The organism is Streptomyces sp. NPDC085481 (genome assembly GCF_044541845.1).
In the GTDB taxonomy this organism is placed as follows: domain Bacteria; phylum Actinomycetota; class Actinomycetes; order Streptomycetales; family Streptomycetaceae; genus Streptomyces.
In genome coordinates this window covers 17,551-39,919 of sequence record NZ_JBITTJ010000004.1, presented here as the reverse complement: position 1 = coordinate 39,919, position 22,369 = coordinate 17,551, and the positions used below count along the sequence as shown (strand labels likewise).

Below are 22,369 nucleotides of genomic sequence, written 5' to 3'. Positions count from 1 at the left end.
CGATACGGTCACCACCATGGCAGCCGAGACCGACATCGAGACGGGTAGCGAGCGGGGCCCGGAGACGCGCGTCCCGACCGAAGTCCAGACCGACGTCCCGCCGGGCGTCCAGACCGAGGTCCCGACCGAAGTCCCGACCGACGTCCCGACCGAAGTCCCGACCGACGTCCCGACCGAAGTCGCGACCGAAGTCCCGCCGGGCGTCGGCACCGATTTCGACACCCTCACCGGGTGGGGCCGCACCGCTCCCACCCTCGCGCGTGTGATCCGCCCCCGCACGTACGAGGAGGCCGCCGCGGCCGTCCGCGCGTGCGGCGCCCGCGGGTCCATCGCCCGCGGGCTCGGCCGGGCCTACGGCGACGCCGCGCAGAACGCCGGCGGGTCCGTCCTCGACATGACCGCTCTCGCCCGCATCCGCGCCGTCGACGCCGACGCCGGTCTCGTCGTCTGCGACGCGGGCGTCAGCCTGCACCACCTGATGGAGGTGCTGCTGCCGCTCGGCTGGTTCGTGCCCGTCACCCCCGGGACCCGCTACGTGACCGTCGGCGGGGCCGTCGGCGCCGACATCCACGGGAAGAACCACCACGTCTCCGGCTCCTTCGCCCGCCACGTGGTCTCCCTCGACCTCCTCACCGCCGACGGGCAGGTGCACACCGTCGCCCCCGGCACCGCCCTCTTCGACGCCACCGCCGGCGGCATGGGCCTGACCGGCGTGATCCTCTCCGTCACGCTGCGGCTGCTGCCCGTCGAGACCTCGGTCATGTCCGTCGACACCGAACGCGCCCACGACCTCGACGACCTGATGGCCCGGCTCACCACCGGCGACCACCGCTACCGCTACTCGGTGGCCTGGATCGACCTGCTCGCCCGCGGCGCCGCCACCGGCCGGGCCGTCCTCACCCGCGGCGACCACGCGCCGTACGACGCCCTGCCCGTACGCGCCCGACGCGCGCCCCTCGCCTTCCGGCCGGGGCGGCTGCCCTCCGCGCCCGCGTACGTCCCCGAGGGGCTGCTCGGCCGCACCACCGTCGGCCTCTTCAACGAGCTCTGGTACCGCAAGGCCCCCCGCCGCTCCACCGGCCGGCTCCAGCGGCTGTCCTCCTTCTTCCATCCCCTCGACGGCGTGCCCCACTGGAACCGGATCTACGGACGCGGCGGCTTCGTGCAGTACCAGTTCGTCGTGGGTCACGGGCAGGAGGAGACCCTGCGCCGGGTCGTGCGCCGGATCGCGAGCCGCGGCTGCCCCTCCTTCCTCGCCGTGCTCAAGCGCTTCGGCGAGGCCGACCCGGGCTGGCTCTCCTTCCCGCTGCCCGGCTGGACCCTCGCCCTCGACATCCCCACCTCGATCTCCGGGCTCGGCGCCTTCCTCGACGAGCTGGACGAGGAGGTCGTCGCCGCGGGCGGCCGGGTCTACCTCGCCAAGGACGCGCGGCTGCGGCCGGAGCTGCTGGCGGCCATGTACCCGCGGCTCGACGACTTCCGCGAGCTGCGCGCCCGGCTCGACCCCACCGCCGTCTTCACCTCGGACCTCTCCCGTCGACTCGCCCTCTGAGGAGCGTGAACGCCATGAAGGACGCCTTCGGCGCCCCGCAGTCCCTGCTCGTTCTCGGCGGCACCTCCGCGATCGGCCTGGCCACCGCCCGCCGCCTGATCGCCCGCCGCACCCGCACCGTGTGGCTGGCCGGGCGGCCCTCGCCGGCCCTGGCCGAGGCGGCGGAGTCGCTGCGCGCGCTCGGCGCGGACGTGCGCACGGTCGCCTTCGACGCCCTGGACACCGGGTCCCACGAGGAGGGCCTCGGCAAGGTCTTCGCGGAGGGCGACATCGACATGGTGCTGCTCGCCTTCGGCATCCTCGGCGACCAGGCGCGCGACGAGTCCGACCCGCTCGCCGCGGTACGGGTCGCCCAGACCAACTACACCGGCGCCGTCTCGGCCGGCCTGGTCTGCGCCCAGGCCCTCCAGGCGCAGGGGCACGGCTCGCTGGTCGTGCTCTCGTCGGTGGCCGGCGAGCGGGCCCGGCGGGCCAACTTCATCTACGGCTCGTCGAAGGCCGGGCTCGACGCGTTCGCGCAGGGACTCGGGGACGCGATGCACGGGACCGGGGTGCAGGTGATGGTCGTACGGCCCGGGTTCGTCCGCTCGAAGATGACCGAGGGCCTGGCGGAGGCGCCGCTCGCCACCACGCCCGAGGCGGTCGCGACCGCGATCGAACTGGGGCTGCGGCGGCGTTCGGAGACGGTGTGGGTGCCGGGCGAGCTGCGGGTGGTGATGTCGGCGCTGCGGCACGTGCCGCGGGGGCTGTTCCGGCGGTTGCCCGTGTGAGCCCGTGAGGGGCCTCGGGCCACCGCGGCGGGGCTCAGACCGCGGGCGTGGTGGCCGGGGTGTCGACCGGGCTGCCGCCCTGGGCGGGGACGGCGGAGACGGCGGAGACCGTACGGCCGCTGCCGAACTCGTAGTCGTACAGCTTGCGCCACACCCCGTCCGGGCCCTGCTCGTACAGCGCGAAGGAACGGCAGGTCCAGACCGCCTCGTAACCGGCGAGCTCCTCGTAGGCGCGGTCCATGGCTTCTTCGGAGATGCCGTGGGCGACGGTGACGTGCGGGTGGTACGGGAACTGCAGCTCGCGCGGGACCGGTCCCGACCCGGCGCGGATCAGCTGCTGGAGCCGGTTGCAGCCGGTGGCGCCCCGGGCGAGCTTCACGAAGACGACCGGGGAGAGCGGGCGGAACGTTCCGGTGCCCTGCAGGCGCATCGCGAAGGGCTCGCAGCCGGCGGCGATCCCGGCGAGGTGCGCCTCGATCTCCGGCAAGCGCTCCTCGGCGACCTCGGTCGGCGGGAGGAGGGTGACGTGCGTGGGGATGCCGTGCGCGGCGGGATCCCCGAAGCCCGCGCGCCGCTCCTGGAGCAGGCTGCCGTGAGGCTCCGGGACCGCGATCGAAACGCCGAGCGTTACGGTCCCCACGTCGTTCTCCTCCGTCGTGTGTGGAAAGTGTGTGGCGGTGCAGCCGCCAGTGTGCGGCCTGCACCACCCTCGTGGCCAGGGTCCTCGGACCCGGGTCCGGCTCAGTGCTTCGCGGGCAGGAAGCCGATCCGCTCGTAGGCCTGCGCCAGCGTCTCCGCGGCGACCGCCCGGGCCTTCTCCGCGCCCTTGGCCAGGATCGAGTCCAGCGTCTCCGGATCGTCCAGGTATTCCTGGGTGCGGGTCCTGAACGGCGTGACGAAGTCCACCATGACCTCGGCCAGGTCGGTCTTCAGCGCGCCGTACATCTTGCCCTCGTAGCTCTTCTCCAGGTCGGGGACCGACGTGCCGGTGAGCGTGGACATGATGGTGAGCAGGTTGGAGACGCCGGCCTTGTTCTCCGGGTCGAAGCGGATGACCGTGTCGGTGTCGGTGACCGCGCTCTTGACCTTCTTCGCGGTGGTCTTCGGCTCGTCGAGGAGGTTGATCAGACCCTTGGGGGTCGAAGCCGACTTGCTCATCTTGATCGCCGGGTCCTGCAGGTCGTAGATCTTCGCCGTCTCCTTGAGGATGTACGGCGCCGGGATCGTGAAGGTCTCGCCGAAGCGGCCGTTGAAGCGCTCCGCGAGGTCGCGGGTCAGCTCGATGTGCTGGCGCTGGTCCTCGCCGACCGGGACCTGGTGCGCCTGGTAGAGCAGGATGTCGGCGACCTGGAGGATCGGGTACGTGAAGAGGCCGACGGTGGCGCGGTCGGCACCCTGCTTGGCGGACTTGTCCTTGAACTGGGTCATGCGGGAGGCCTCGCCGAAGCCGGTGAGGCAGTTCATGACCCAGCCGAGCTGGGCGTGCTCGGGGACGTGGCTCTGTACGAAGAGGGTGCAGCGCTCGGGGTCGAGACCGGCGGCGAGCAGCTGGGCGGCGGCGAGCCGGGTGTTGGCGCGCAGCTCCGCGGGGTCCTGCGGGACGGTGATCGCGTGCAGGTCCACCACCATGTAGAAGGCGTCGTGGGACTCCTGCAGCGCGACCCACTGACGCACCGCACCGAGGTAGTTGCCGAGGTGGAACGAGCCTGCGGTGGGCTGGATTCCGGAGAGCACACGGGGACTGTCAGAGGCCATGCTCATCATTCTCTCAGGTGTGGGAACCGATCCCGGACTGCCGGTGTATCAAAGGTGTGGGGACGAGGGAAGCGACGCTTGAGGGGGGCCGCGCAGTCGTCGACGAGGGGGCGGTGATCGCGCGGGTGCGCGCCGGGGAGCCGGAGGCGTACGCGGAGCTGGTCCGTGCCCACACGGCGGTGGCGTTGCGAGCCGCGGTGGCCTGCGGGGCCGGTGCGGAGGCCGAGGACGTGGTGCAGCAGGCCTTCTTCAAGGCGTACCGCTCGCTGGGGCGGTTCAAGGACGGCGGGTCGTTCCGGCCGTGGCTGCTGAGCATCGTGGCCAATGAGACGAGGAACACACTGCGCTCGGCCGGGCGGCAGCGGGCCGTGGCGGGACGGGAGGCGGAGCTGCTCGCGGGCGAGCCGCTGATACCGGAGGGCGCGGACCCGGCGGTGGCGGTGGAGGAGGACGAGCGGCGCCGGCGGCTGCTCGCGGCGCTGGAGGGTCTCGGTGAGGACCACCGGCAGGTGGTGGTGCACCGCTACCTGCTCGAACTGGACGAGGCGGAGACGGCGGAGGCGCTCGGCTGGCCCCGCGGGACGGTGAAGTCCCGGCTGAGCCGGGCGCTGAAGAGACTCGGTACGGCACTGGGTGGAGGAGGTGAGGAGCATGGGCGGGGCTGAGGCGGACCTGCCGGAGGAGCTGCGGGCGCTCGGCCGGGCGCTGAAGGTGCCGGATGTCGACGGGCAGACGATGGCCGAGCGGGTGCTGGCCCAGCTCCTGGCCGAGCAGGTGCCGGTGCCGGTGGCCGTGCCGGAGCGGCGCCGCTTCGAGGGGCTGCGGCGGCGCTGGAAGGCGCTGCTCGCGGCGGTCTCGGGACTCCTCGTGGTCCTGGTGCTCACTCCCCCGGTGCGGGCGACGGTCGTGGACTGGCTGGGCTTCGGCGGGGTCGACGTGCGGTACGAGCCGGGGGCCTCGCCCGCGCCGGGGGCGGCCGCGGTGCCGGGCTGCCCCGATCCGGTTCCGGCGGAGGAGGCGGCGCGCAGGGCCGGGTTCGAACCGCTGATACCGGCGGCGCTCGGGGCCCCGGACGCGGTGACGGTCACGGGTGCGGAGCCGCGCGGGGTGATCGGGCTGTGCTGGCGGACGCCGGACGGCCGCACGGTCCGGCTGGACGAGTTCCCGGCCCGGCTGGACATCGGCTTCGGCAAGCAGGTGCGGGTCCGGCCGGAGTGGGTGCTGCTCCCGGACGGCTCGGAGGCGTACTGGTTCGCCCGCCCGCACGTGCTGACCTTCCCGATGACGGACTCCTCCGGGACGGTCTGGACCCACTCGGCCCGCCCCGCGGGCCCCACGCTCCTGTGGACGAGAAGAGGGGACGCGCTCACCCTCCGCCTGGAGGGCATAGCCGACCGGGCGGAGGCGGAACGGGTCGCCGCCTCCGCCCGGTGAGGCGTGAGGGCGTCAGGAGCTCAGGCCGTCAGGACCTGACGTCCGGGGTCAGGTCGGGAGTCCGGGGTCGGCTCGGGAGGCCGGGGTCAGGTCGGGAGGCCGGGGGCCGGGAAGGCGGACATCAGGTCGGCGACCTCGGCGCGGATCGCGGTGAGGGCCGGCTCGTCGCCCTTGCCGGCGGCGGTGACACCGCGGTCGATCCACTCGGCGACCTGGGGCATGTGCGTGACGTCGAGGCCTCGGGAGGTGAGGGAGGGGGTGCCGATGCGGACGCCTGAGGGGTCGAACGGCTTGCGGGGGTCGTAGGGGACGGTGTTGTAGTTGACGACGATCCCGGCCCGGTCGAGGGCCTTCGCGGCGATCTTGCCGGGGACCTCCTTGGGGGTGAGGTCCATGAGGATCAGGTGGTTGTCGGTGCCGCCGGAGACCAGGTCGAAGCCGCGGGCGAGCAGCGCCTCGGCGAGGGCCTTGGCGTTGGCGACGACCGCGTGGGCGTAGTCCCGGAAGGAGGGCAGGGCCGCCTCGTGCAGGGCGACGGCGATGGCGGCGGTGGTCTGGTTGTGCGGGCCTCCCTGGAGGCCGGGGAAGACGGCCTTGTCGAGGGCCTTGGCGTGCTCCTCGCGGGACATGAGCATGGCGCCGCGCGGACCGCGCAGGGTCTTGTGGGTGGTCGTGGAGATCACGTCGACGTGCGGCACCGGTGAGGGGTGGGCGCCGCCCGCGATCAGGCCGGCGATGTGGGCGATGTCGGCGACGAGCACGGCGCCGGCCTCCCGGGCGATCTCCCCGAAGGCGGCGAAGTCGATCGTGCGGGGCAGCGCGGTGCCGCCGCAGAAGATCACCTTCGGCCGCTCCTTGAGGGCGAGTTCGCGCACCTGGTCGAAGTCGATGAGCCCGTTGTCCTGGCGTACGCCGTACTGGACGCCGCGGAACCAGGTGCCGGTGGCGGAGACGCCCCAGCCGTGGGTGAGGTGGCCGCCCATGGGCAGGGCCATGCCCATCACGGTGTCGCCGGGCTCGGCGAAGGCGAGGTAGACGGCGAGGTTGGCCGGGGAGCCGGAGTAGGGCTGCACATTGGCGTGCTCGACGCCGAAGACGGCCTTGGCGCGCTCGATGGCGAGGGTCTCGACCTGGTCGATGTTCTGCTGGCCCTCGTAATAACGGCGGCCGGGGTAGCCCTCGCTGTACTTGTTCTGCAGCACGGTCCCGGAGGCTTCCAGGACGGCGGCGGAGACGTAGTTCTCGCTGGGGATGAGCCGCAGCGTCTCGGCCTGGAGCCGCTCCTCGGCACCGACGAGGGCGGCGAGCTCGGGGTCGGTGGCGCTGAGGGCGGGGTGCTGGGCGGGAAGGTTCATGGCGTTCCTCCGGGCAGGGGCCCCGGTGCGGGTGCGGGCGGCACCACACGGGACCTTTCGGTTCCGTGATGCCCAGGCGGGCGGCACCTCGTGTGGTCTGCCGCGCACGGCTCCCCCGGGGTCGCTTCCCCGTACGCCAGTCGCCGTGCGTGTTTCCAGCCTAGCGGGCGCGCCGTCACAGAGGTTTCTCCGTCCGGCATCCGAGCGACGATAAGAAAGGGAGCCACACCAGCCCCAGGCCGCAGGACGAACGGAGATCCCGTGTCGAGAACGCAAGACGAGATCGCTTCCGCGGACGCGCACAGCGCCCACAACTACCACCCCCTGCCCGTGGTCGTCGCCTCCGCCGAGGGGGCGTGGATGACCGATGTCGAGGGACGCCGCTACCTCGACATGCTCGCCGGGTATTCGGCGCTCAATTTCGGCCATGGCAACCGCCGGCTGCTCGATGCCGCGCGGGCGCAGCTGGACCGGGTGACGCTCACCTCGCGCGCCTTCCACCACGACCGCTTCGGGGAGTTCTGCGCCCGTCTTGCCGAGCTGTGCGGCAAGGAGGCGGTGCTGCCGATGAACACCGGCGCCGAGGCGGTGGAGACGGCGGTGAAGACCGCCCGGAAGTGGGGGTACGAGGTGAAGGGCGTGCCGGACGGGCACGCGAAGATCGTGGTGGCGGCGAACAACTTCCACGGCCGGACCACGACGATCGTCAGCTTCTCCACGGACCACGAGGCGCGCGACCACTTCGGTCCGTACACGCCGGGGTTCGAGATCGTGCCGTACGGCGATCTGACCGCGCTGGAGACGGCGGTCACCGAGAACACCGTGGCGGTGCTCCTGGAACCGATCCAGGGCGAGGCCGGCGTGCTGGTGCCGCCGGCCGGATATCTGCGCGGGGTGCGGGAGCTGACGGCGCGGCGGAACGTGCTGTTCATGGCGGACGAGATCCAGTCGGGCCTGGGCCGTACGGGAAGGACCTTCGCGTGCGAACACGAGGGCGTGGTCCCGGACGTGTACATCCTGGGCAAGGCGCTCGGGGGCGGCGTGGTGCCGGTCTCGGCGGTGGTCGCGGACCGGGACGTGCTCGGGGTGTTCCGGCCGGGCGAGCACGGGTCGACGTTCGGCGGCAATCCGCTGGCGTGCGCGGTGGGTCTGGAGGTGGTCGCGATGCTGCGCACCGGCGAGTACCAGCAGCGGGCGGCCGAGCTGGGCGAGCACCTGCACGCCGAGCTGGGGCTGCTCGTCGGCGGTGGCGCGGTGGAGGCGGTGCGCGGCCGGGGCCTGTGGGCGGGTGTGGACATCGCGCCCGCGCGGGGCACGGGCCGAGAGATCTCGGAGCGGCTGATGGCCCGGGGCGTGCTGGTGAAGGACACGCACGGCTCGACCATCCGCATCGCTCCGCCGCTGGTCATCAGCAAGGAGGACCTGGACTGGGGGCTTGAGCAGCTGCGGGGGGTGTTGTCGGAGTGAGGGGGGGGCGGGCTCTCGGCGTGAGGCTCTGGCGTGAGGCTCTCGGCGTGAGGCTCTCGGCGTGAGCTGAGCCGGGGCCTCCGTCAAGGCGGTCGCCGACAGCCGGGGCCGGGGCCGTCCGTCGAGGCGTGCGCCGACAGCCGGGGCCGGGGCCGTCCGTCGAGGCGTGCGCCGACAGCCGGGGCCGGGGCCTCCTCCCTCCGCCGTCGTCGGCGGCGCGGCGGGAGGAGGCCCTCCGCTTCCCGGGCAACTCCGCTCATTGACAGGCCAGTTGGTCTAGGCCAATGTTGCCGCCATGTCGAGACCCCGTCTGCGCCGCGCCCTGCGCGGTGCGCTCGCCGCACTCGTGCCCGTCGCGCTGCTCGGCGCGCTGTCCGGCTCCGCCCAGGCCGCCGCCCCGCTCGCGGCCGCCTGGCCGGAGCCCGTACCGGTCGTCTCGCACGTCGAGACCGACGACCCGGTCGTCTTCATCACCATCGACGACGGCTGGTACCACGACCCCGCCGCAGCCAAGCTGCTGCTCGACCGGCGGGTGCCCGCCTCGATGTTCCTGCTGCCGGGCGCCTACGCGTACGACTCCGGCTACTTCCACACGCTGCTCGACCAGGGCCGCTCCCGCGTCGAGAACCACACCGTCGGCCACCCCGACCTCACCTCCCTGGACGCCGCCGGCCAGAAGGCCGAGGTGTGCGGGGCGCGCGAGCAGCACCTCGCCGAGTTCGGCGACGGACCGCGCCTGCTGCGACCGCCCTACGGCGCGTACGACGCCACCACCCTGACCACCGCCCGCGCCTGCGGGGCGAAGGCCGTGGTGACCTGGACGTACGACCTGACCACCTGGGGCCAGTGGACCCCGCCGACGCCTCGGCTCAAGGCCGGCGACATCATCCTGCTGCACTTCAACGAGACGCTGGAGCAGGATCTGACACGGGCGCTCGACCTCGCCGCGGCGGCCGGCCTCAAGCCCGCGCCGCTGCGGGAGTACGTCACAGAATGACGTGGGGGACGAAGCGGGCGTACTCGTCGGTGACCAGGCCCGCCGACTCCCGGATGCCGAGCCCCGCCGACTCGTCCCCGACCGTCCACGCGCCGAGCACGACCCGGTTGCCGTCGAAGTCGGGCAGCGGGGCCAGCTCCTGGTAGCAGCATGGCTCGTCCCGTACGACGGGCGCGGCGCCCGGCTCGTGGAGGGTGACGCCCGCGCCCTCCCGGCCGAGCAGCGGCTTGGCGACGTAGCCGGGGCCCGCGGCGAGTTCGCGCGGGCCGTCGAGATAGGCCGGCAGCAGGTTGGGGTGGCCCGGGTAGAGCTCCCAGAGGATCGCGAGCAGCGCCTTGTTGGAGAGCAGCATCTTCCACGCGGGCTCGATCCAGCAGGTGGTGCCGGTGCCGCCGCCGTTGTCGAGGGTGTCGAGGACGTACGGGCCGAAGCGGTCCGTGGTCAGCCACTCCCACGGGTAGAGCTTGAAGCAGCTGCGGATGAACCGGAGCCGGTCGTCCACGAAGCGACCGGAGATCCGGTCCCAGCCGATCCGCTCGACGGACAGCGCCACGGTGTCGAGGCCCGCCTGCTGGGCGGTCTCGCGCAGGTACGCGACCGTCATCAGGTCCTCGCCGAGCTCGTCGCCGTCGGTGTGGACGAAGTGCACGGGGCTGCCCGGCGGCAGCAGACGGGCCTGTCGCTTCCAGGCGTCGACGAGCCGCTCGTGGAGCGAGTTCCACTGGTCGGCGCCGGGGAAGCGCTCCTCCATCCAGAACCACTGCGGGCTCGCGGCCTCCACCAGCGAGGTGGGGGTGTCCGCGTTGTACTCCAGCATCTTGGCCGGGCCCTTACCGTCGTAACGGAGGTCGAACCGGCCGTAGATGGTGGGGAGTTCGTCCCGGCGGCGCCAGGACTCGGCGACCAGGCGGGCGAGCCGCGGGTCGGTGATGCCGAGGTCGGCGAAACGGTCCTTCTCGACGATGTGGGCGGCTGCCGCGAGGCACAGGGCGTGCAGCTCCTCGACGACCTCCTCCAGCGCCTCGACCTCGGGCAGCGAGAAGGCGTAGTAGGCGCTCTCGTCCCAGTACGGGCGCAGCGAGCCGTCGGGGTAGCGGGTGAGCGGATAGATCAGGCCCTGATCCTCGACGGTCTGCTGCCAGCCGGGGCGGGGCTCGATGGTGTGTCGCAGCATGCGGGGATCAGCCGCCGCCGGAGCCGGAGTGGTGGCCGCCGAAGCCCCCGCTGTCGACCGCGGAACTGTCGAAGCTGCCGCCGCTGACCCGGCCTCGGTTGACCGAGCCGCCGTAGTAGTACCGGCCGCTCGACGAGCCGTCGTCGTCACCGCTGCCGCTGCCGCCGCCCTCGCACTGGTAGTCCGGCAGCTCCTTGTAGGTCACCGGATCGATGCAGCGGCGGTCGGGCTCGGAGCCGCAGGCGGTCAGTGTCGCCGCGAGCACACTCACACCGCCGAGTATCACCGTGCCGGACCTCAGTCTGCGCATGTCCCGTCCTCCCGTGCCTGGTTGCGATCGCACAGTGTAGGCCCGGCGGTCGGACGTGCCCGATCCCTGTCGCCCTAGAGTCCCTTTCATGCTCCTTGGGATGATGTGTGCGCTGGGCTCCGCGTTCTGCTTCGGGGCCGCGTCGGTGCTGCAGGCGCTCGGCGCGCGGGCCGCCGAGCCCGGTACGGGCGGCGGTGTCGACGTCGCGCTGATGTGGCGGGCACTGCGGCAGTGGCGGTACGTGGCCGGGCTCGGCTGCGACGGGCTCGGCTTCGTGCTCCAGATCGTCGCCCTGCGGACGCTGCCGATCTACGCGGTGGGCGCCTCGCTCGCGGCCAGCCTCGCCGTGACGGCGGTGATCGCCTCGCGCGTCCTGAAGGTGCGGCTGCGGCGGATCGAGTGGGTGGCGGTCGGGGTGGTGTGCCTCGGGCTCGCGATGCTGGCGCTCGCCTCCGGCCGGGAGGGGCACGAGGGCGTCGGCTCGGCGGTGCTGCAGTGGGGGCTGCTCGCGGCGGCCTTCGCCGTCCTCCTGCTCGGCGCGGCGGCGGGGCGGCTGCCGGAGCGGCCGCGGGCCCTGACGCTGGGGCTCGCGGCCGGTTTCGGCTTCGGGGTGGTGGAGGTCGCGGTCCGGCTGATCGAGTCGGTCGACCTGGCGAACCCGGCGCTGTACGCGCTGCTCGTGGGCGGGGGCGCGGCGTTTCTGCTGCTGACCTCGGCGCTGCACCGGGGTTCGGTGACCACCGCCACGGCCGGGCTCGTGCTCGGCGAGACGATCGGGCCGGCGGTGGTGGGGGTGGCGTGGCTGGGGGACCGGACGCGGGAGGGGCTCGGGTGGCTCGCGCTGCTCGGCTTCGCCGTGGCGATCGCGGGGTCGCTGACGCTGGCCCGCTTCGGGGAGGCGCCGGCGGTGCCGGAGGCGGCGGGGCCGGGGGGCACGGGAGCGGGGGTGCCGGAGTGACGTCACGGCCCCCGGCAGGGCCGTGCCGGAGTGACGACACAGCCCCGCTGAGCGCCGTGGGTGCGGGGAGCGGGTGCGCCGGCCCGGGAGCTGCCGCAGGACCTGTCCGGCGGATCGGGCTCGAAGAGGCCCGAACCCGGCCCTGATCCGCCCGCCGGGCCCTACGGCAGCACCCTGCACAGTGCCTCCAGCGCGCCCGACCACGCGCTGTCCGACGGTGTGCCGTAGCCGACGACCAGGCCGTCCATGGTCGGCGCGGTGTCGGGGTGGCGGAAGCGGTTGACGCCCTGGACGGCAAGGCCCTGGAAGGCGGCGGTGCGGATCACCGACTCCTCGGTGCCCGGGGGCAGTTCGAGCACCGCGTGGAGACCGGCCGCGATGCCGCTGATCCGGGTCCGGGGCGAGCGGGCGGCGACGGCGGCCACGAGTTGGTCGCGGCGGCGCCGGTAGTGCAGCCGCATGGCCCGTACGTGACGGTCGTACGCCCCCGAGGCCAGGAACTCCGCCAGGGTCAGCTGGTCCGTCGCGCTCGAGGCCCAGTCCACCGCGCCCTTCGCCGCCGCGACCTCGTCGACCAGGTCCCGCGGCAGCACCATCCAGGCGAGCCGGAGCCCCGGGGCGAGGGACTTGCTGGCGGTGCCCAGGTAGACGACCCGCTCCGGGTCGAGGCCCTGGAGGGCTCCCACCGGTTGGCGGTCGTAGCGGAACTCCCCGTCGTAGTCGTCCTCCAGGATCAGCCCGCCGGAGGCCCGCGCCCAGTCGACGGCCGCGGCCCGCCGGTCCGGCTGGAGCGCCCCGCCCAGGGGGAACTGGTGGGCGGGGGTCATCAGGACCGCGCCCGCCCCGGCCAAGGCGCCGAGCCCCTCGGTACGGGTGCCCCGTTCGTCGAACGGCAGGGCCGGAATCCGCAGTCCGGCCCGGTCGAGGAGGTCCCAGTGAAGGTCGAGCCCGTACGACTCGACCGCCACCTCCCGCACCCGACGGGCCTTCAGGACCTGACCCATCAGCATCAGCCCGTGCACGAACCCGGAACAGATCACGATGTGCTCGGGCCGGGCGTGGACGCCACGGGCCCGGCCGAGGTACTCGGCGAGCGCGGTGCGCAGTTCGATCCGGCCGCGCGGGTCCCCGTAACCGAAGGCCTCGTGCGGTGCGGCGAGCAGCGCCTTGCGGGCCGCCTTGAGCCAGTCGGCGCGCGGGAAGGAGGCGAGGTCGGGGGTCCCGGGGTGCAGGTCGTACGTGGGCCTGCCGACCCTGGGCCGCGCCGTGGTGGTGCGGCTCGGCACCGGGCGGCGCGGGGCCGAGCGCGGGGCCACCCGCGTCCCCGAGCCCTGCCGGGCGGTCAGCCAGCCCTCGGCGACCAGCTCGGCGTACGCGTCGGCGACGGTGTTGCGGGCCACCCCCAGGTCGGCGGCGAGCGAACGGGAGGACGGCAGCCGCACCCCCGCACCCAGGCGGCCGCTGCGCACCGCCTCCCGCAGGGCGTCCATCAGTCCGTCGCGCAGGCCCTGGCCGCGCAGTTCCAGGTGGAGGTCGGCGCCGAAAGTGGCCCACTCATCTGCCATGGAAATGGACCATACCCGGGCGCCATCGGAACCGTACGGTGATCTCCATGACGACCACCACGCAGAACACGCAGAAGCCCGAGTACGCCCACGAGCACGCCCCCCGGATCCCCTTCGCCGAGAAGCACCCGGCGTTCTACAAGGCGATGGCCGGCCTGGAGGCCGCCGCGTCGAAGCACGTCGACCCGACCCTCTACGAGCTGATCAAGATCCGCGCCTCGCAGATCAACAACTGCGCCTTCTGCCTGGACATGCACACCCAGGACGCCCTCGCGGCCGGCGAGTCGGTGCAGCGGATCATCCAGCTGTCGGCGTGGCGCGAGTCGCGGCACTTCTACACCGAGCGCGAGCTGGCCGCCCTGGCCCTGACCGAGTCGGTCACCGTCCTCACCGACGGATTCGTGCCGGACGAGGTGTTCGCCGAGGCCGCCGAGCACTTCGACGAGACCGAGCTCGCGCACGTCATCGGCGCGATCGTGGTCATCAACTCCTGGAACCGGATCGGTGTCTCCACCCGGATGACCCCGGGCCACTACACCCCCGGCATGTACAAGCGATGAGCCCGGCGGACGGCGGCGCGACCACGCTGCGGGCCCTGCACCACGAGCCGCCCGGCGGCCGCCCGCTGGTGCTCCCGGGCCCGTGGGACGCTGCCTCCGCCCGGGTCTTCGAGGAGGCCGGGTTCCCGGCCCTGGCCACGCCGAGCGCGGGCATCGCCGCCGCGCTCGGCCACCGGGACGGGCACACCCCGGCCGACGAGATGTTCGCCGCCGTGGCGCGGATCGTCCGGGCCGTCTCCGTACCGGTCACCGCCGACCTCGAGGACGGCTACGGCCTCGCCCCGAAGGAACTGGTCGACCGGGCCCTGGAGACCGGCGCGGTCGGCCTCAACCTGGAGGACTCCGACCGCTCGACCCGCGCCCTGCGCGACCCGCGGGAACAGGCCGACCGGATCGCCGCGGTACGGGCGGAGGCGGGCCAGGACCTCTTCGTCAACGCCCGCGTCGACACGTACCTCCACGGAGGGACGGTCACGGTCGCGGCCGAACGCGCCCGCCTCTACGTGGCCGCGGGCGCGGACTGCGTCTATCCGATCACCGCCCCGGCCGACGACCTGCCCCGGCTGCGCGCCGAGGGCATCGAGGGTCCGCTCAACTTCCTCGTCCGCCCCGGCGACCCGTCCTTCCCCGAACTCGGCCGCCTGGGCGCCACCCGCCTCACCTTCGGCCACGGGCTGCTCCTGCAGGCCCTGAAGGGCGTCACGAGACTGGCGGAGGAGATTCTGCGCGCCTGAACCACGCACGGCGCCCCCGGCCGTGAGGGCCGGGGGCGCCGTGGGAGCGGGTCAGTGGGCTCAGATGAGGCCGAGCTCGCGGACCGCGTCGCGCTCCTCGACGAGCTCGGCGACCGAGGCGTCGATGCGGGCGCGGGAGAACTCGTTGATGTCCAGGCCCTGGACGATCTCGTACTTGCCGTCCTTGCAGGTGACGGGGAAGGAGGAGATCAGGCCCTCCGGGACGCCGTAGGAGCCGTCCGACGGGATGCCCATGGAGGTCCAGTCGCCCTCGGCGGTGCCGTTGACCCAGGTGTGGACGTGGTCGATGGCGGCGTTGGCGGCGGAGGCGGCCGAGGACGCGCCACGGGCCTCGATGATCGCGGCGCCGCGCTTGGCGACGGTCGGGATGAAGGTGTCGGCCAGCCAGGCCTCGTCGGCCACGACCTCGGCGGCGTTCTTGCCGGCGATCTCCGCGTGGAAGATGTCCGGGTACTGGGTCGCCGAGTGGTTGCCCCAGATGGTGAGGCGCTTGATGTCCTCGACCGAGGAGCCGGTCTTCTGGGCCAGCTGCGACAGGGCGCGGTTGTGGTCCAGGCGGGTCATGGCGGTGAAGCGCTCGGCCGGCACGTCGCCCGCGGCGGCCTGGGCGATCAGGGCGTTGGTGTTGGCCGGGTTGCCGACGACGAGGACCTTGATGTCGTCCGCGGCGTGCTCGCTGATGGCCTTGCCCTGCGGCTTGAAGATGCCGCCGTTGGCGGACAGCAGGTCGCCGCGCTCCATGCCCTTGGTGCGCGGGCGCGCGCCGACGAGCAGGGCGACGTTGGCGCCCTCGAAGCCCTGGTTCGGGTCGTCGAAGATGTCGATGCCCTTGAGCAGCGGGAAGGCGCAGTCGTCGAGCTCCATGGCGGTGCCCTCGGCGGCCTTGACGCCCTGCGGGATCTCGAGGAGGCGCAGCTTGACCGGCACGTCCGCGCCGAGCAGGTGGCCGGAGGCGATGCGGAAGAGCAGCGCGTAGCCGATCTGGCCGGCCGCGCCGGTCACGGTGACATTCACGGGAGTGCGGGTCATGGCGATCTCCGTAAGACAGCTGGCGGTGGGGGTCCCTGCCCCTGGTGCGGGATAGCCCTCTTGATCGATCGGTGTCTCGACGTGAAGAGATATCCAGCGATCAGGCTATCCGACCCGGGCCCTGCCCAATCCCCACCCCCTTGTGGGACGGCTCACTGCCACCCACGTACCGGAACGGTCACTTCCGTGCCACAACGGTTCGGCAGGCCTTGAACCGACGTTGGCACGTACATGACTCTTGATCGCAGCGGCGCCCGTCCTCCCTCGGGGGAGAGGACGGGCGCCGTCGGAGCTCCGGAGACCTCGGAGACTTCGGAGCCCCTGAGGCTCCAGAGACCTCGGAGGCTCCGGAGACTCACGTCACCGTGAGATGGAGGACGTCCTCCAGGAACGGGATCCTCAGCCAGGGCGCCGGCTGCACCATGAGCGCGAGCAGCACGATCACGGTGCCCATCACCCCGTACGTGATCATGTCGGTGAACCGGGAGCGCACGGCCAGCATCCCGACCGAGGGCAGCGTCCGCCGCAGCACCGCGCCCGTCAGGAGCGCCACCCCGACGAGCAGCGTGCCGACCCGGAACGCCTGCGCGAACAGGTCGGTGCCGACCACGAGCAGCCCGAGCACGGTCAGCCCGAGCACGGTGAGCAGCGGCCACTGGCGTGCGGGCGCCGACGCGTCGCCGGGCGCCGCCCGGCCACCGCCCTCGGGGGGTACGGTGCCGGTGGTCAGCTTCGCCCGGGGGTGGCGGCGCGACGGGGGCCCCGTCGGCTCGTCCGGCTCCTCCGGCGTGTCGGAGGGTGCCACGGTCAGAGCGCCGCGGCCGCGCGCTCCGCGGCCTCGACGACGTTGACGAGGAGCTGGGCGCGGGTCATCGGGCCGACACCGCCGGGGTTCGGGGAGACGAAGCCGGCGACCTCGGCGACACCCGGGTGCACATCTCCGACGATCTTGCCGTCGGCGCCCCGCGAGACGCCGACGTCGAGCACGGCCGCACCCGGCTTCACGTCCTCCGGCTTGATCAGGTGGCCCACGCCGGCCGCCGCGACGATGATGTCCGCGCGCCGCAGGTGAGCGGCGAGGTCCTTGGTGCCGGTGTGGCACTGGGTCACGGTGGCGTTCTCGGAGCGGCGGGTCAGCAGCAGCGGCATCGGGCGCCCGATGGTGACACCGCGGCCGACGACCACGACCTCCGCGCCCTTGATCTCCACGCCGTAGCGGCGCAGCAGCGTGATGACGCCGTTCGGCGTGCAGGGCAGCGGGGCGGGCTCGTTGAGCACCAGGCGGCCGAGGTTCATCGGGTGCAGGCCGTCGGCGTCCTTGTCCGGGTCCATCAGCTCCAGGATCCGGTTCTCGTCGATGCCCTTGGGCAGCGGCAGTTGAACGATGTAGCCGGTGCAGGCCGGGTCCTCGTTGAGCTCCCGGACGACCGCCTCGATCTCTTCCTGGGTGGCGCTGGCGGGCAGTTCGCGCTGGATGGAGGCGATGCCGACCTGGGCGCAGTCGCGGTGCTTGCCCGCGACGTACTTGTGGCTGCCCGGGTCGTCGCCGACCAGGATCGTGCCGAGGCCGGGCGTCACGCCCTGCTCCTTGAGGGCCGCCACTCTGGCGGTCAGATCGGACTTGATCGCGGCTGCGGTGGCCTTGCCATCGAGAATCTGGGCGCTCATGCGGCCATCCTCCCGGATGACCCCCGCCCGTTTCCAATTCGGAACCGGAGATTGCACTTGCACAACTGCGCTGCGTATCGACTGGACAAGGGGGTGCCGTTTTGACGACGATGATCTGCGCAGTGCCGCGGGCAGTGCCGGGGGGCAAGACCGCTCATACGTTGTGAAACACGCGCGTACGTGGGGAACACGTGGCGATACCTCCTCCGCGCGGGCCGCGTCGTCCCCGCACAGAAACAACGGAGGAACCCCGCGATGAGCTTCGGCGACCCGAACAACCCTTACGGCCAGCAGCCGCAGGGCCAGCAGCCCGGCTACGGCTACCCGCAGCAGACGCCCCAGGGCGTCCCCGGACAGCAGGGCTACGGCTACCCGGCCGCCCCGCCCGTCTCCCCGTACGGCGCCGGCCCCGGCGGCTTCCCCGGCGGCCCGGCGGAGATGCCGGGCGGTGTGAAGGCGGCGCGCGTGATCCTGTGGATCATCGGCGCCCTCAACCTGATCGGTGGCCTCGTCGCGATCGCGGTGTCCTTCTCGATCGACAAGGAGCTGGAGAAGTCCGGCGCGTCCACCGCCGACGCCGAGGCCTTCGCCGACCTCGGCCAGGCCGTGATCATCGGCGTCGGCGTGTTCTCGATCGTCTTCGCCGTGCTCGGCATGATCCTCGCTGCCAAGTTCAAGTCCGGCGGCAACGGCGTGCGCATCTGCTCCATCGTGTACGCCGCGTTCATCGTGCTGTTCAGCCTCTTCTCGCTGCCGCTGGGCGTGGTCAGCCTCGCGCTCGGCGTGCTGATCATCGTCTTCTGCTCGAAGCAGGACGGCTCGGCCTGGTTTAACCGTCAGCGCCAGCAGTTCTGATCCAGCGCGTGCGAAGGGGCCCGGTTCCGACACGGAACCGGGCCCCTTCCCCGTACCCGGGAGGGCTACGACCGCCGCAGCACCACGAACTGGCCCGCCTGGGCCGACACCTCGTACCGCGCCTCCGGGTGCAGCTGGGAGGCGAGCTGGACGGGGTCGGTGATCGGCTGGGACCAGCCGGAGTTCAGGTCGAGGGCGAGGTAGTCGGGGCTGACGCCCTTCGCGCCGCCGACCCAGTAGACCTTGTGGTCCGCCGTCAGGTGGGCCATGAGCGTCACGTTGGTCTCCACGCTGGTGCCCTCCGGCACCGCGGCCACCGCCCGCCGCGCGTCGAGCGTGCGGGCGTCGGTGCGGTAGGTCTCGGGGCGCAGCAGCTCGCGCAGCGGCAGGTCCAGGGCGTGCACGATCGCGATCGCCGTGACCACGGGGACGACGACCTTGCCGTACGCGACGAGCCAGGGTCGCGGCGAGCTGCGCACCGTGCGGACGGCGTCGACCAGGGCGAGGAAGACCACCGGCATGAGGATGGCGCTGTAGTGCCAGATCATGCCCCAGTGGTTGGGGTCCTGGGAGAGGAAGCGCCAGCCGAGCGTGGGCAGGACGAGCAGCATCAGCGGGGAGCGCAGGGCGAGGAAGCCGGTGATGCCGACGAGGAAGAAGACCATCTCCCACTTGTCGCCCGGGCCGAATGCGCCGACGACCGAGTCGAGGAACGAGACGTCCGTGCCCTCGCCGGTCTTCTCGATCTTGGCCCAGTAGTCGTACTGGCCGACCTTGCTCGCGGCCGGTATGAGGACGAGCACGGTGAGGGCGAAGAAGGCCGCCCCGAAGCCGGCCAGGGCGGCGCCGAGCCGCTTCTGCCCCTTGATGAACAGCACCGCGCCGACCATCGCGACGGTGAGCCCCATGTCCTCCTTGACGAGGACGAGCGGCACGGCCCAGGCGACGGCGGCGTTCCACCGGCCGAGCAGCAGGGCCCGGCAGGTCAGGGCGAGCAGCGGGACGGCGAAGGCGATCTCGTGGAAGTCGGACTTGACCGCCTCCTGGAGGCCCCAGGACAGCCCGTACGCGACGGTGAGGCCGATGCCGGCGGCCCGGCTGCCGAGCACCTGCTGGGCGGTGCGTCCGACGACGGCGGCGGAGCCGGCGAAGAGCGCCGCCTGGGCGAAGAGGAGGGCGAGGGGTGAGGACCAGACCCAGTAGAGCGGCGCGAGGAGCGCGGTCACCGGGCTGAAGTGGTCCCCGAGTATGAGGAAGCCGGGGCCCTTGATGTCGACGATCGGGGCGCGCAGCTCGGCGTACGCCCGTACCGACTGCTCGAAGATCCCGAGGTCCCAGGAGGGGTTGCGGAACTGCTCGTACTGCACCCGGGAGTACAGGAAGTACAGGATGCCGAGCACGGCCGCGATGGCCGCGTACGGGAGCAGGGGCGCCGGCGAGCGGTCGTCCGGCGGTCCGCCTGCGGTCTCCGGGGCGGCGGACTCCACCGTGGTCCCGTTCTGCACATCCAACACCGCGCCCCCATGGACCAGCCGCCGACGAAAAAAGAGCAACCCATTAGACCAGAGCCCCCTGGGGAGCGACTCCGCGTGACGCGGATCACGTCAATCGGTCGCCGCCGCGATCGCGTTCAGAGGAGTCGTGGGCTGCACGCCCGGCGCCTTCGGCCGGACCGACCCGGGTCCTGTGGACGCCGACGGCCCGCCGGCACCCCCGAGAGGGGGCCGGCGGGCCGCCGGTCAGCTGCTGCCTGTCAGTGGAAGAAGTGGCGCGTGCCCGTGAAGTACATCGTCACGCCCGCCTTCTTCGCCGCCTCGACCACCAGCTCGTCGCGCATCGAGCCGCCCGGCTGGACGACCGCCTTCACGCCCGCGGCGGTGAGGATCTCCAGGCCGTCCGGGAAGGGGAAGAAGGCGTCCGAGGCGGCGTACGAACCGCGCGCCCGCTCCTCGCCCGCCCGCTCGACCGCCAGCTTGGCGGAGTCGACGCGGTTGACCTGGCCCATGCCGACGCCGACCGAGGCGCCGTCCTTGGCGAGCAGGATCGCGTTGGACTTCACCGCGCGGCAGGCCTTCCAGGCGAAGGACAGCTCGGCCAGCTCGTCGGCCGACAGGGCCTCGCCGGTCGCCAGGGTCCAGTTCGCCGGGTCGTCGCCGTCGGCCTGGAGGCGGTCGGTGACCTGGAGGAGCGCGCCGCCGTCGATCGGCTTGACCTCGACCGGGTTGGCCGGGGCGCCCTCGGCCCGCAGGACGCGGATGTTCTTCTTCTTGGCCAGGACCTCGACAGCGCCGTCCTCGTAACCGGGGGCGACGATGACCTCGGTGAAGATCTCGGCGACCTGCTCGGCCAGCTCGACCGTCACGGGGCGGTTCACGGCGATGACGCCGCCGAACGCGGACAGCGGGTCGCAGGCGTGCGCCTTGCGGTGCGCCTCGGCGACGTCGGCGCCGACCGCGATGCCGCACGGGTTGGCGTGCTTGATGATCGCGACACACGGCTCGGCGTGGTCGTACGCGGCCCGGCGCGCGGCGTCGGTGTCCGTGTAGTTGTTGTACGACATCTCCTTGCCGTGCAGCTGCTCCGCCTCGGCGAGGCCGCCCGTGCCGTCGACGTAGAGCGCGGCGCCCTGGTGCGGGTTCTCGCCGTAGCGAAGGACGTTGCTCCGCTCGTACGTGGCGCCCAGGAAGTCGGGGAAGCCCGAGTCGTCGGCGGCCGCGTAGTCGTCGGCGAACCAGGCGGCGACGGCCACGTCGTACGCGGCGGTGTGCTGGAACGCCTCGGCGGCGAGCCGCTTGCGGGTGGCCAGGTCGAAGCCTCCGGCCCCGGCCGCGGCCAGGACGTCGGCGTACCGCTCGGGGCTGGTGACGATGGCCACGGACGGGTGGTTCTTCGCGGCGGCGCGGACCATGGACGGGCCGCCGATGTCGATCTGCTCGACGCACTCGTCGGGCGAGGCGCCGGACGCGACGGTCTCGCGGAACGGGTAGAGGTTCACCACGACCAGGTCGAAGGGCTCGACGCCCAGCTCGGCCAGCTGCGCACGGTGCGACTCCAGGCGCAGGTCGGCGAGGATGCCGGCGTGCACGCGCGGGTGGAGGGTCTTGACGCGGCCGTCCAGGCACTCGGGGAAGCCGGTCAGCTCCTCGACCTTGGTGACCGGGACGCCGGCCGCGGCGATCTTCGACGCGGTGGAGCCGGTGGAGACGAGCTCGACCCCGGCCTCGTGCAGTCCGCGGGCCAGCTCCTCGAGGCCCGTCTTGTCGTAGACGCTGACCAGCGCGCGGCGGATGGGCTTAACGGTGTCCGTGTTCACCGACATGAACCTTTCGTCCCTCAATGCTGTAGCCGTTGCGGGCGAGGCGCCCCACGACCTCGACGAGCAGCGAGCGCTCGACGTCCTTGATGCGCTCGTGGAGCGCGGCTTCATCGTCCTCGTCCCGCACCTCGACCACGCCCTGGGCGATGATCGGGCCGGTGTCGACACCGTCGTCGACGAAGTGGACGGTGCATCCGGTGACCTTCGCCCCGTAGGCGAGCGCGTCGCGCACGCCGTGGGCACCGGGAAAGCTGGGGAGCAGCGCCGGGTGGGTGTTGACGACCCGGCCGCCGAAGCGGGCGAGGAACTCCTTGCCGACGATCTTCATGAAGCCGGCCGAGACGACGAGGTCCGGCTCGTACCCGGCGGTGGCCTCGGTCAGGGCGCGGTCCCACTCCTCGCGGCTGCCGTGGTCGCTGACCCGGCAGACGAAGGTGGGCAGCCCTGCGCGCTCGGCCCGTTCCAGTCCGGCGATCCCGTCGCGGTCGGCGCCGACGGCGACGACCTCTGCGCCGTATCCCTCGGGGTCGGCGGCGATCGCGTCGAGCAGTGCCTGGAGGTTCGTGCCGGAGCCGGAGACCAGGACGACGAGACGGGCGGCAGCCACAGGGTCACTCTTTCCGTGGTGTTTGTGCGGTCGTACGAACGAATCGCATCCCTGGATACGGGGAACCCTACGAAGGGCCCGACCGTCAGCAACGATACCGGCACACCGGACGGCCCCCACGGGACGGGGGCTGGACCGGGGGGTAGCGTCAGGGTCCGACGACACGCCACATCAGGGCCGCATCAGGGCAACACCAGGGCCGTACAAGGGCGACAGCCGCGTACGACAGACAGAGGGAAGAC

22 protein-coding genes and 1 riboswitch are annotated in these 22,369 nt (G+C 72.6%); of the genes, 10 read left to right on the top strand and 12 right to left on the bottom strand.

What is annotated here, in order from left to right; translation table 11 throughout:
• Positions 1-16: 16 nt before the first annotated feature.
• Complete coding sequence (locus ACIGEZ_RS11075) at positions 17-1,552, top strand: FAD-binding protein (RefSeq protein ID WP_399828796.1); 1,536 nt, start codon at positions 17-19, stop codon at positions 1,550-1,552.
• Positions 1,553-1,566: 14 nt separating this feature from the next.
• The gene (locus tag ACIGEZ_RS11070) at positions 1,567-2,322 is read left to right on the top strand and encodes a decaprenylphospho-beta-D-erythro-pentofuranosid-2-ulose 2-reductase (protein ID WP_399829606.1); all 756 of its coding nucleotides are present in this window, start codon (positions 1,567-1,569) and stop codon (positions 2,320-2,322) included.
• A 34-nt stretch (positions 2,323-2,356) separates the two neighbouring features.
• On the opposite strand, the gene ACIGEZ_RS11065 is transcribed toward ACIGEZ_RS11070, so the two are convergent.
• Together ACIGEZ_RS11065 and trpS are read right to left on the bottom strand one after the other, a co-directional pair.
• Positions 2,357-2,962, bottom strand: coding sequence for a 2'-5' RNA ligase family protein (locus ACIGEZ_RS11065; RefSeq protein ID WP_399828794.1), 606 nt, complete (start codon positions 2,960-2,962; stop codon positions 2,357-2,359).
• 101 nt (positions 2,963-3,063) lie between these two features.
• Positions 3,064-4,077 (bottom strand): tryptophan--tRNA ligase, encoded by a 1,014-nt coding sequence (gene trpS / locus ACIGEZ_RS11060; RefSeq protein ID WP_399828791.1) that lies wholly within the window; start codon positions 4,075-4,077, stop codon positions 3,064-3,066.
• A gap of 17 nt (positions 4,078-4,094) precedes the next feature.
• On the opposite strand from trpS, the gene ACIGEZ_RS11055 reads away from it, so the two are divergent.
• Positions 4,095-4,742 carry an RNA polymerase sigma factor gene (locus ACIGEZ_RS11055; protein ID WP_399828788.1) on the top strand — a complete coding sequence of 216 codons (648 nt, stop codon included), beginning with the start codon at positions 4,095-4,097 and terminating at the stop codon, positions 4,740-4,742.
• Positions 4,729-5,511, top strand: a complete 783-nt coding sequence (locus tag ACIGEZ_RS11050) for a hypothetical protein (protein ID WP_399828786.1) — start codon at positions 4,729-4,731, stop codon at positions 5,509-5,511. Before ACIGEZ_RS11055 ends, ACIGEZ_RS11050 begins: the two co-directional genes overlap by 14 nt.
• Positions 5,512-5,597: 86 nt before the next feature.
• Here ACIGEZ_RS11050 and glyA read toward each other — a convergent pair whose 3' ends face one another.
• Positions 5,598-6,866, bottom strand: coding sequence for a serine hydroxymethyltransferase (gene glyA / locus ACIGEZ_RS11045; protein ID WP_399828783.1), 1,269 nt, complete (start codon positions 6,864-6,866; stop codon positions 5,598-5,600).
• A 63-nt stretch (positions 6,867-6,929) separates the two neighbouring features.
• Positions 6,930-7,020, bottom strand: a riboswitch (ZMP/ZTP riboswitch).
• A gap of 107 nt (positions 7,021-7,127) precedes the next feature.
• On the opposite strand from glyA, the gene rocD reads away from it, so the two are divergent.
• Both rocD and ACIGEZ_RS11035 read left to right on the top strand, forming a co-directional pair.
• Positions 7,128-8,333: an ornithine--oxo-acid transaminase gene (gene rocD / locus ACIGEZ_RS11040; RefSeq protein ID WP_399828780.1), complete on the top strand. Its 1,206-nt coding sequence runs from the start codon at positions 7,128-7,130 to the stop codon at positions 8,331-8,333.
• 295 nt (positions 8,334-8,628) lie between these two features.
• Positions 8,629-9,330: a polysaccharide deacetylase family protein gene (locus ACIGEZ_RS11035; RefSeq protein WP_399828778.1), complete on the top strand. Its 702-nt coding sequence runs from the start codon at positions 8,629-8,631 to the stop codon at positions 9,328-9,330.
• Here ACIGEZ_RS11035 and ACIGEZ_RS11030 read toward each other — a convergent pair.
• Together ACIGEZ_RS11030 and ACIGEZ_RS11025 are read right to left on the bottom strand one after the other, a co-directional pair.
• Positions 9,320-10,504 carry a glutathionylspermidine synthase family protein gene (locus ACIGEZ_RS11030; RefSeq protein WP_399828775.1) on the bottom strand — a complete coding sequence of 395 codons (1,185 nt, stop codon included), beginning with the start codon at positions 10,502-10,504 and terminating at the stop codon, positions 9,320-9,322. The genes ACIGEZ_RS11035 and ACIGEZ_RS11030 overlap by 11 nt on opposite strands.
• A gap of 7 nt (positions 10,505-10,511) precedes the next feature.
• Positions 10,512-10,814 carry a hypothetical protein gene (locus ACIGEZ_RS11025; RefSeq protein WP_399828773.1) on the bottom strand — a complete coding sequence of 101 codons (303 nt, stop codon included), beginning with the start codon at positions 10,812-10,814 and terminating at the stop codon, positions 10,512-10,514.
• Between the two features lie 88 nt (positions 10,815-10,902).
• Here ACIGEZ_RS11025 and ACIGEZ_RS11020 point away from each other — a divergent pair, with 88 nt between their 5' ends.
• Entirely contained in the window at positions 10,903-11,772 is an 870-nt protein-coding gene (locus ACIGEZ_RS11020) for a hypothetical protein (protein ID WP_399828771.1), read from the top strand.
• Positions 11,773-11,933: 161 nt separating this feature from the next.
• On the opposite strand, the gene ACIGEZ_RS11015 is transcribed toward ACIGEZ_RS11020, so the two are convergent.
• A complete protein-coding gene (locus ACIGEZ_RS11015) occupies positions 11,934-13,337 on the bottom strand; it encodes a PLP-dependent aminotransferase family protein (protein WP_399828769.1) in 1,404 nt (467 codons plus the stop codon).
• Positions 13,338-13,384: 47 nt separating this feature from the next.
• Between ACIGEZ_RS11015 and ACIGEZ_RS11010 the strand changes: the two genes are divergently transcribed.
• Together ACIGEZ_RS11010 and ACIGEZ_RS11005 are read left to right on the top strand one after the other, a co-directional pair.
• A complete protein-coding gene (locus ACIGEZ_RS11010; protein WP_399828766.1) occupies positions 13,385-13,897 on the top strand; it encodes a carboxymuconolactone decarboxylase family protein in 513 nt (170 codons plus the stop codon).
• On the top strand, positions 13,894-14,631 hold the full coding sequence (locus ACIGEZ_RS11005; protein WP_399828763.1) for an isocitrate lyase/phosphoenolpyruvate mutase family protein: 738 nt from the start codon (positions 13,894-13,896) through the stop codon (positions 14,629-14,631). Before ACIGEZ_RS11010 ends, ACIGEZ_RS11005 begins: the two co-directional genes overlap by 4 nt.
• Positions 14,632-14,691: 60 nt before the next feature.
• Here ACIGEZ_RS11005 and ACIGEZ_RS11000 read toward each other — a convergent pair whose 3' ends face one another.
• From ACIGEZ_RS11000 to ACIGEZ_RS10990, 3 genes are all read right to left on the bottom strand, one after another.
• Positions 14,692-15,681: a malate dehydrogenase gene (locus tag ACIGEZ_RS11000; RefSeq protein ID WP_399828760.1), complete on the bottom strand. Its 990-nt coding sequence runs from the start codon at positions 15,679-15,681 to the stop codon at positions 14,692-14,694.
• A gap of 355 nt (positions 15,682-16,036) precedes the next feature.
• Positions 16,037-16,486, bottom strand: a complete 450-nt coding sequence (locus tag ACIGEZ_RS10995) for a DUF3017 domain-containing protein (RefSeq protein ID WP_399828758.1) — start codon at positions 16,484-16,486, stop codon at positions 16,037-16,039.
• Between the two features lie 2 nt (positions 16,487-16,488).
• The gene (locus tag ACIGEZ_RS10990; protein WP_399828755.1) at positions 16,489-17,349 is read right to left on the bottom strand and encodes a bifunctional methylenetetrahydrofolate dehydrogenase/methenyltetrahydrofolate cyclohydrolase; all 861 of its coding nucleotides are present in this window, start codon (positions 17,347-17,349) and stop codon (positions 16,489-16,491) included.
• A gap of 255 nt (positions 17,350-17,604) precedes the next feature.
• On the opposite strand from ACIGEZ_RS10990, the gene ACIGEZ_RS10985 reads away from it, so the two are divergent.
• Positions 17,605-18,204, top strand: coding sequence for a hypothetical protein (locus tag ACIGEZ_RS10985; protein ID WP_399828753.1), 600 nt, complete (start codon positions 17,605-17,607; stop codon positions 18,202-18,204).
• Between the two features lie 65 nt (positions 18,205-18,269).
• Here ACIGEZ_RS10985 and ACIGEZ_RS10980 read toward each other — a convergent pair whose 3' ends face one another.
• The 3 genes from ACIGEZ_RS10980 to purN all read right to left on the bottom strand — a co-directional run bounded on the left by ACIGEZ_RS10980 (position 18,270) and on the right by purN (position 22,127).
• Entirely contained in the window at positions 18,270-19,718 is a 1,449-nt protein-coding gene (locus ACIGEZ_RS10980) for a DUF2079 domain-containing protein (RefSeq protein ID WP_399828751.1), read from the bottom strand.
• Between the two features lie 239 nt (positions 19,719-19,957).
• Complete coding sequence (purH, locus tag ACIGEZ_RS10975; RefSeq protein WP_399828748.1) at positions 19,958-21,523, bottom strand: bifunctional phosphoribosylaminoimidazolecarboxamide formyltransferase/IMP cyclohydrolase; 1,566 nt, start codon at positions 21,521-21,523, stop codon at positions 19,958-19,960.
• Entirely contained in the window at positions 21,498-22,127 is a 630-nt protein-coding gene (gene purN, locus ACIGEZ_RS10970) for a phosphoribosylglycinamide formyltransferase (protein ID WP_399828746.1), read from the bottom strand. Before purN ends, purH begins: the two co-directional genes overlap by 26 nt.
• Positions 22,128-22,369 lie beyond the last annotated feature (242 nt).

Excerpts from the sequence above, each read along its gene's own strand:
- ACIGEZ_RS11075 (WP_399828796.1), top strand. The coding sequence starts at position 17 with ATGGCAGCCGAGACCGACATCGAGACGGGTAGCGAGCGGGGCCCGGAG.
- ACIGEZ_RS11070 (WP_399829606.1), top strand. The coding sequence starts at position 1,567 with ATGAAGGACGCCTTCGGCGCCCCGCAGTCCCTGCTCGTTCTCGGCGGC.
- trpS (WP_399828791.1), bottom strand. The coding sequence starts at position 4,077 with ATGGCCTCTGACAGTCCCCGTGTGCTCTCCGGAATCCAGCCCACCGCA.
- ACIGEZ_RS11050 (WP_399828786.1), top strand. The coding sequence starts at position 4,729 with ATGGGCGGGGCTGAGGCGGACCTGCCGGAGGAGCTGCGGGCGCTCGGC.
- glyA (WP_399828783.1), bottom strand. The coding sequence starts at position 6,866 with ATGAACCTTCCCGCCCAGCACCCCGCCCTCAGCGCCACCGACCCCGAG.
- ACIGEZ_RS11035 (WP_399828778.1), top strand. The coding sequence starts at position 8,629 with ATGTCGAGACCCCGTCTGCGCCGCGCCCTGCGCGGTGCGCTCGCCGCA.
- ACIGEZ_RS11030 (WP_399828775.1), bottom strand. The coding sequence starts at position 10,504 with ATGCTGCGACACACCATCGAGCCCCGCCCCGGCTGGCAGCAGACCGTC.
- ACIGEZ_RS11025 (WP_399828773.1), bottom strand. The coding sequence starts at position 10,814 with ATGCGCAGACTGAGGTCCGGCACGGTGATACTCGGCGGTGTGAGTGTG.
- ACIGEZ_RS11020 (WP_399828771.1), top strand. The coding sequence starts at position 10,903 with ATGCTCCTTGGGATGATGTGTGCGCTGGGCTCCGCGTTCTGCTTCGGG.
- ACIGEZ_RS11015 (WP_399828769.1), bottom strand. The coding sequence starts at position 13,337 with ATGGCAGATGAGTGGGCCACTTTCGGCGCCGACCTCCACCTGGAACTG.
- ACIGEZ_RS11010 (WP_399828766.1), top strand. The coding sequence starts at position 13,385 with ATGACGACCACCACGCAGAACACGCAGAAGCCCGAGTACGCCCACGAG.
- ACIGEZ_RS11005 (WP_399828763.1), top strand. The coding sequence starts at position 13,894 with ATGAGCCCGGCGGACGGCGGCGCGACCACGCTGCGGGCCCTGCACCAC.
- ACIGEZ_RS11000 (WP_399828760.1), bottom strand. The coding sequence starts at position 15,681 with ATGACCCGCACTCCCGTGAATGTCACCGTGACCGGCGCGGCCGGCCAG.
- ACIGEZ_RS10990 (WP_399828755.1), bottom strand. The coding sequence starts at position 17,349 with ATGAGCGCCCAGATTCTCGATGGCAAGGCCACCGCAGCCGCGATCAAG.
- ACIGEZ_RS10985 (WP_399828753.1), top strand. The coding sequence starts at position 17,605 with ATGAGCTTCGGCGACCCGAACAACCCTTACGGCCAGCAGCCGCAGGGC.
- purH (WP_399828748.1), bottom strand. The coding sequence starts at position 21,523 with ATGTCGGTGAACACGGACACCGTTAAGCCCATCCGCCGCGCGCTGGTC.